This window comes from Mesorhizobium sp. P2_F5, from assembly GCF_056403715.1.
In genome coordinates, this window is record NZ_JBFUEY010000037.1 from 53,826 (window position 1) to 61,120 (window position 7,295).

The 7,295-nt window shown below is 62.3% G+C and carries 7 protein-coding genes and 1 tRNA gene; 4 read left to right on the forward strand and 4 right to left on the reverse strand.

The annotated features are described in order from the left end of the window. Positions 1–45: 45 nt before the first annotated feature. Positions 46–2,010: an acyltransferase family protein gene (locus AC1DYO_RS30560; RefSeq protein WP_477268188.1), complete on the forward strand. Its 1,965-nt coding sequence runs from the start codon at positions 46–48 to the stop codon at positions 2,008–2,010. A 56-nt stretch (positions 2,011–2,066) separates the two neighbouring features. Here AC1DYO_RS30560 and AC1DYO_RS30565 read toward each other — a convergent pair. Continuing rightward, a tRNA-Ala gene (locus tag AC1DYO_RS30565) sits at positions 2,067–2,142 on the reverse strand. Positions 2,143–2,306: 164 nt separating this feature from the next. Between AC1DYO_RS30565 and AC1DYO_RS30570 the strand changes: the two genes are divergently transcribed. Continuing rightward, positions 2,307–2,597, forward strand: coding sequence for a YggT family protein (locus AC1DYO_RS30570; protein WP_477268190.1), 291 nt, complete (start codon positions 2,307–2,309; stop codon positions 2,595–2,597). After that, positions 2,593–2,922, forward strand: coding sequence for a DUF167 family protein (locus tag AC1DYO_RS30575; RefSeq protein WP_477268228.1), 330 nt, complete (start codon positions 2,593–2,595; stop codon positions 2,920–2,922). The genes AC1DYO_RS30570 and AC1DYO_RS30575 overlap by 5 nt, the downstream gene beginning before the upstream one ends. A gap of 114 nt (positions 2,923–3,036) precedes the next feature. Here AC1DYO_RS30575 and AC1DYO_RS30580 read toward each other — a convergent pair whose 3' ends face one another. Genes AC1DYO_RS30580 through AC1DYO_RS30590 form a run of 3 tightly spaced genes read right to left on the reverse strand, consistent with a single transcriptional unit; the run spans position 3,037 to position 5,809 of the window. After that, positions 3,037–3,918, reverse strand: coding sequence for a MurR/RpiR family transcriptional regulator (locus AC1DYO_RS30580; protein WP_477268192.1), 882 nt, complete (start codon positions 3,916–3,918; stop codon positions 3,037–3,039). A gap of 50 nt (positions 3,919–3,968) precedes the next feature. Further along, positions 3,969–5,036 (reverse strand): ABC transporter ATP-binding protein, encoded by a 1,068-nt coding sequence (locus AC1DYO_RS30585; RefSeq protein ID WP_477268194.1) that lies wholly within the window; start codon positions 5,034–5,036, stop codon positions 3,969–3,971. Positions 5,037–5,038: 2 nt separating this feature from the next. Beyond that, the gene (locus AC1DYO_RS30590) at positions 5,039–5,809 is read right to left on the reverse strand and encodes an SDR family NAD(P)-dependent oxidoreductase (protein ID WP_477268196.1); all 771 of its coding nucleotides are present in this window, start codon (positions 5,807–5,809) and stop codon (positions 5,039–5,041) included. A 179-nt stretch (positions 5,810–5,988) separates the two neighbouring features. On the opposite strand from AC1DYO_RS30590, the gene AC1DYO_RS30595 reads away from it, so the two are divergent. Beyond that, positions 5,989–7,221, forward strand: a complete 1,233-nt coding sequence (locus AC1DYO_RS30595; protein WP_477268198.1) for an ABC transporter substrate-binding protein — start codon at positions 5,989–5,991, stop codon at positions 7,219–7,221. The last annotated feature ends 74 nt before the right edge of the window (positions 7,222–7,295 follow it).

Genomic DNA, 7,295 nt, shown 5'->3' on the forward strand with positions numbered 1-7,295 from the left:
AATGCCCTGTTGATTCAGGTCGGCTGAAACAATTAGGGATTTTCCGTGACAATCGATCAGGAACGTCGGTTTCGGCCTGAAATACAGGGCTTGCGTGGACTGGCGGTCGCTCTGGTCGTCATCTATCACCTGTGGCCCAGTGTGCTTCCCGGCGGCTATGTCGGCGTCGATGTTTTTTTCGTCATTTCGGGCTATCTGATCACCGGCCTGCTAGCGCAGATGGGGCTGCGCGACGGCCGCGTCTCGCTGATAGAATTCTATTCGCGACGGGTCCGCAGGCTTCTGCCGGCTGCGATCCTGGTGCTTCTGGTGACGCTGCTCGGCACGCTGCTGTTCATTTCCAAGGCGCGCTGGGAGGAAACCGCCAAGCAGATCCTGGCCAGCGCGCTCTATGTCGAGAACTGGCGTCTGGCCCACGAGGCTGTCAGCTACCTCGACGCCGACAGCCTGCCGAGCCCGGTGCAGCATTACTGGTCGCTCTCCATCGAAGAGCAGTTCTACATAGTTTGGCCGGTGCTGATGATCGGCGTGATCTGGCTGGCGCGGCGATGGCAGCTCTCCTTGAGACGATGCCTGGCGACGACATTGTCGCTCGCTTTCGTGGCATCTCTGGTCGCCTCGGTTGTCCTGACGAAAACGGAACCCGCCCAAGCCTATTTCGTCAGTCATACACGCCTGTGGGAATTGGCGCTGGGCGGCCTGCTGGTGCTTGTCGAGCACCGGTTTCGATTGGCCACGGGTGCGAGGCGGCTGCTGGCGCTTGCCGGCATCGCCGGCATCCTCGCATCCGCTTTTCTGTTTTCCGCAGCGACGCCGTTCCCTGGCGTTAGTGCGTTGTTGCCAACCCTGGCCACCGTGCTCGTCATCCTGGCTGGCGAAGTCCAAGCCGGTCGATTTCGTGGGCCCGATTTGTGGCCGCTTCGCTTCATCGGCGATCGGTCATACTCGATCTATCTATGGCATTGGCCGCTGATCACATTCTTCCTGGGGCAGGGCTATTCGCTGACATTTGCCAGTGGTGTCGGCCTGATTGCGCTGACCCTGGTCCTGTCGGACCTGTCTTATCGCTATGTTGAACAACCCTATCGGCAAATCCGGGGTGGCGCGTGGTGGAAGCCGCTGGGATACGGCACCGTCGCGGTCCTGGCATGCGTGGCGGCATCCGAGGGGCTGCTGCATTTCGTGACGACGCAACGCACCGACATCACGCTGATCGGCACGGCTGCCTATCCCGGGCCAGCCGCCTTGCTGACCGGCGCCGCGGTTCCGGACGATGTGGACCTGCTGCCGCCGCTGGCCCGGCTAAGGCGGGACGTGTCGGGTTTGTTCTCGGCGGGATGTCAGCAGAATCTGAGAGGCGCCAAACCAGTGGGATGCGTGCTGGGCGACCCTGCCGGCACGAAAACCATCGTCCTCGTCGGAGATTCTCACGCTGCCCAGTGGGGTCCAGCCCTGAACAAGATCGCCAAGGACCGCAAATTCAAACTGGTGTCTTTCTCGAAATCCGCCTGCGCATTCGCGCGTGCGCCCACCATGTCGGACGGCAAGCCGTATCCATCTTGCTACGAGTGGCGAGAGAAAGTGCTGGCTGAGATCTTAAAACTCAAACCGTTCGCTGTTGTCACCAGCCAGTCCAATGCTGGGTCCGTTCCCGATGACCTGATGGTCGAGGGGCTGCGCGAGGTCTGGAGCAGACTGACGGAAGCGGGCTCCCAAATCATCGTCATCCGCAACACGCCCATGATGGGATTCGAGCCCGGCGATTGCCTGAGCGCGACGCCTGCAAAATGCTTCACCAAAAGAAGCGACGCCGAGGTCAGCAACGTATTGGCGCTTGCGGCGGAGGGTCAGAAAAACGTGCGCGTCGTCGATATGATCGATGCCTTGTGCGGGCCCGAACTATGCCCGGCGGTTGTCGGCAATATGATCGTCTGGCGCGACACTGGTCATTTGACGGCCACCTATTCGCTTGCGCTCGCGCCCTATCTCGCCCCCAGGCTCGGCCTTTGACGCAGGCGCAGAGTCCGGATCTCTTCGGGACGCGCGAGGAATGGGAAAAATTCCGCTGGTGGAGCTGAGGAGGATCGAACTCCTGACCTCGTCATTGCGAACGACGCGCTCTCCCAGCTGAGCTACAGCCCCGTCCAGCGGATGGCGCATTTATCGAAGGCTGCGCTTTCCTGTCAAGGCGCGGTTTTGCTGAAACCGCGTGTCGGCGGCCGTCGCCTGCCGGCATGCGGCACAAGGCGGGCCTTGCCGGTTCGGCGTTCAATGGCTACATGTCGCGCAATTCAACGGAGCCTCGAATGAACGCGCTTATCGATACGCTGATCTACGCGCTGAGCATTTATGGATGGATCGTCATCCTGTCGGCGATCTTTTCCTGGCTGTATGCCTTCAATGTCGTCAACACGCGCAACCAGTTTGTCGGCAGCGTCGGCAACATGCTGTACCGGCTGACTGAGCCGGTCTACCGGCCGATCCGCCGCTACATGCCCAATCTTGGCGGCGTCGACATTTCACCGATCGTCGCGCTGGTGATCCTGTTCTTCCTGGAACGGTTCCTCGACAGCACGGTCAGGTCGCTCTTCAATTAAACGTCCCAGGGCGAGCGACGCGCCGTTCCGTCTGCGTGACGACGGCATCGACCTGTTTGTCCGGCTGACGCCCAAGGCCGCGCTGGACAGGCTTGAAGGCGCGGAGATGGCGGCCGACGGGCGCTGCCATCTCAAAGCCCGGGTGCGCGCCGTGCCGGAGAACGGCGCGGCCAATCAAGCATTGCAAAGACTTGTCGCCAAGGCACTGGGCGTTCCTGCATCGGCGGTGTCGGTTGTTGCGGGCGATACATCACGGCTGAAGACGCTGCGTATCGAGGGTGAGCCGGCGGTTTTGGCGAGGGGCATTGAGGCGCTCAGCGGCTGATCGAAGATCCAGCGCTTGTGCGGCAAGGAGACCTGTCGGCGGGACAGCGCCCCCCTCTGTCCTGCCGGACATCTCCCCCACGCGGGGGGAGATCGGTAACTTCGCCAGCTAGCCTTAGTCGCCCAGCGGCAGCTTGGGATCGTCGACCTTCAGCGTGCTCACGCTTTGCTTGATGCGGCGCAGATTTTCCAGAACCCTGGGTCCGCGCGTCTCGGCGACCGAAGTGACGATCATGTCGACGATCGACAGCAGCGCATAGCGCGACGAGGTCGGCTTGTAGATGTTGCCGTCCTCCAGCGACTGGAACTGGATGACGGTGTTGGCGGCTTTGGCCAGCGCCGATTCCGGCGGGGTGATGGCGATTGTGGTGGCGCCATATTGCTGGGCGACCTGCACCGCGTCGATGACCGAGCGCGCATAGCCGGAGACGGAAAAGGCGATCAGCGTGGTCTCTGACGTGGCGACCGCGGCATACATGCGCTGCAACTGCCCATCGACCTGCGCCAGCACCGGCACGCCCAGCCGAAACAGCCGGTTCTGCATTTCCGTCGCCATCATCGAGGAAATGCCGCCGGAGCCGATGCACAGCACATTGCCCGAATTGACGATGCGCGCGGCGACGCCGACCAGCGTCTTCATGTCGAGGTTTTCGCTGGCGCGCTGGATGGCGGCGATTGCCGCCTCGGTGATGGCGGTTGCGATGCGCTGCTCGCGTGCGTCGCGGTTCAGCGGCTCGGGCGACAGATACTGGCCGCCGATGGCGATCGCCTGCGCCAGATAGAATTTGAAGTCGCGCAAGCCCTCGCAGCCGAGATTGCGGCAGAAGCGGGTGACCGTCGGTTCGCTGACGCCGACGCGCGCGGCAATTTCCGAGATCGCCGCCTTGGAGGCGAAATCGAGATCCGTCAGCACGAGGCCGGCCAGACGGCGGTCCGATTTGGTGCCGTCCTGCGACATCAGCTGCAGGCGCGTGATGATGTCGGCCGGCGTTTTCATTTCTGGGTTGTCGTCTTCATCTCAGGGTTTTCGTTTTCATAGCGCTGCCTTCATAGCGGCAGGCCCGTCGCCGTGTCGAACAGATGGATGTTTGCCGGCGCGACCGAGACCGGCAGCAATTCGCCCGGTTTGACCTGCACCCTGTCGCGGAACACGGCGCGCACGGTATCAGTGCCGATGGCGCCATAGACATGGGTTTCGGACCCGGTCGGCTCGACGACATCAACCTTGATCGCCATCGCGTCGGTAGCCTCGCCGATGACGAAATGTTCGGGCCGTATGCCGGCCTCGACCGTGCTGCCGGCCGGCACCGTCTTGCCGGCAAGCGCCAGACGTCCGCCGCCGGCCGATTCGAACCAGCTTTTCTGAGGCGTGGTCTTCAGCGCGCCGGACACGAAGCTCATCGACGGCGAGCCGATGAAGGAAGCCACGAATTTGTTGGCGGGACGGTCATAGAGCTCCAGCGGCGCGCCGACCTGCTGGATCTTGCCACGGTCCATCACCACGATGCGGTCGGCCATGGTCATCGCCTCGATCTGGTCGTGGGTGACATAGACGATGGTCGATTTCAGCCGCTGGTGCAGCGCCTTGATCTCGGTGCGCATCTGCACACGCAATTGCGCGTCGAGATTGCTGAGCGGCTCGTCGAACAGGAACACCGAGGGTTCGCGCACGATGGCGCGGCCCATGGCGACGCGCTGACGCTGGCCGCCCGACAGTTCCCGGGGATAGCGGTCGAGATAGGAGAACAGGTTGAGGACGCCCGACGCCTTTTTCACCTTGTCGTCGATGGCGGTGCGGCTCTCGCCGCGAATCTTCGGGCCGAAGCCGATGTTGTCGGCCGCTTTCAGGTGCGGAAACAGCGCATAGGATTGGAAGACCATCGCGATGTTGCGCTGCTGCGGCGGCAAATCGTTGGCGCGCACGCCGCCGATCAGCAGATCGCCCGAGGTGATCGGCTCCAGCCCGGCCAGCATGCGCAGCAAGGTCGACTTGCCGCAGCCGGACGGGCCGACCAGCACGACGAACTCGCCGCTTTTGATGTCGAGGCTGATATTCTCGAGGATCTTGTGGCGTCCGAAGGATTTCGACAGGTCGCGGAACTCGACGTCGGTCATGATCAGGCTCCCAATATATCGTCGATGAAGGGCAAGAAGCCGGCGGTCAGTCCGGCGTCGACCGGCACCACCGCGCCGGTTATCCCCGATGCGCGTTCCGAGGCAAGAAAGGCCACCGCTTCGGCCACTTCCGTGGCGTCGACGATGCGGCCGAGCGGGTAGAGCCGCTGTAGCTTGCCCAGAATATCAGGGTTCTTGGCCAGGCGATGGTCCCACGCGGCGGTGCGGATCGAACCGGGGCACACGACATTGGCGCGCAGCCCGTTGCGGCCAAGTTCCACCGCGACCGATTTGGCATAAGCGTTGATGCCGGCCTTGGCCGCGGCATAGGCCGGATTGCCGAAATGCGCGATGGCGTTGACCGAGGAGATGAAGACAATACTACCGGAACCTCGCGCGGCCATCGCCTTGATCAGCGGATCGGCGAACAGCATCACCCCGGTCAGATTGAGGTCGAGCTCATGCTCGATCTTGTCGGGGGTCAGCGCTGCAAGCGTCTCGGCACGCGTCCAGCCGGCATTGTTGATCAGGATGTCGGGAACGCCGTCTTTCTCGACGATCGCCGGTATCGCGGCCTCGATGGAGGTCCGGTCAAGGAGGTCGAAGACGTGGCGCGACGCCAGGTGCGGACTGCGCAACGCTTCTTCCGACTGGTCGCAGCCGACGACGCGCGCGCCGCGTTCGGCCAGCAGCGCCACGATGGCCGAGCCGAGGCCGCCGCCGGCGCCAGTCACCAGCACAGTCTTGCCCGAAAATTCGGCCTTTGAAACCACCCTGCGCGTCTCCCTGGGATCTACGATAGTCGGAAAACGCTATTTTAAGAAATGTAATTAAGCAACAGGATAATCCGCTTGCACAGCGCGAAATGATGGATAATGTAGGAAAGTCACATAAAGCCGAGGCCGCCTGAAAGCCGCAAGAGCGCAGGCGCCAATCAAATGGGAGAGATCGTATGACGCTTGCAAAATGGACCATAGGCCTGATGGCCGGAATGAGCATGCTGGCGCTGACGGCACAGGCAGATGCCGGCGAAGTGCGCGTCACCGTCGCCGAATACAGCGCCAAGACCGGGCCGTATTTCGAGGCGGTGAAGAAGGAATTCGAGGCCACCAACCCAGGCATCACCGTCAAGTTCGAAGTGGTGCCGTGGGACGTGCTGCTGCAGAAGCTGACCACCGACATCACCGCCGGAACCAATGCGGATCTCTCGATCATCGGCACGCGCTGGCTGATCGATTTCGTCCAACAGGATGTCGCCGAGCCGCTCGACGGCTACATCAAGCCTGACTTCAAGGACCGTTTCATCGACACTTTCCTGTCGCCCTCGATCATGGACGGCAAGACCTACGGCCTGCCGATCGCCGCTTCGGCGCGTGCCATGTATTACAACAAGGAATTGTTCGAGAAGGCCGGTATCGCCAAGCCGCCGGCAACCTGGACCGAGCTGCAGGAAGACGCGCGCAAGATCAAGGCGCTGGGCTCTGGCACATTCGGCTTCGGCCTGCAGGGCAAGGAGATCGAGACCGACGTCTATTACTACTATGCGATGTGGTCGCAAGGCACCGAGATCCTCAACAAGGACGGCACGTCGGGCCTCGGCACACCAGGCGCGCTCGAAGCCGCCAAGCTCTACAAGTCGATGATCGATGAGGGCCTGACCGAGCCGGGCGTCACCTCCAACAACCGCGAGGACGTGCAGAACCTGTTCAAGCAGGGCAAGGTCGGCATGATGATCACCGCACCCTTCCTGTCCAACCAGATCAAGGACGAGGCGCCGAACCTGAAATATGGCGTGGCGGCCATCCCGGCAGGCCCAACCGGCGCGCGCGGAACTTATGGCGTCACCGATTCCATCATCATGTTCAAAAACTCCAAGAACAAGGATGAGGCCTGGAAGCTGCTCGACTTCCTGTTCACCACCGAACAGCGCGCCAAGTTCACGCAAGGCGAAGGCTTCCTGCCGGTGAACAAGGAAGAGGCCAAGATGGACTATTACGTCAACAATGCCGATCTGGCCGCGTTCACGGCCCTTTTGCCCGACGCCCGCTTTGCGCCCGTCATCCCTGGCTGGGAAGAAGTCGCCCAGATCACGTCGGATGCCATGCAGAAGATCTATCTTGGCGGCGACCCCGAGGCGGGCCTGAAGGAAGCGGCCGATAAGGCCAACGCGGTGCTGAAGAAATAGGGCGTATCTCCCTGCGCCCGGCGCGCCCCCAGAGATCGGGGCGCGCCACCCTTTCCTCTCCCTCGGGCGGGGGG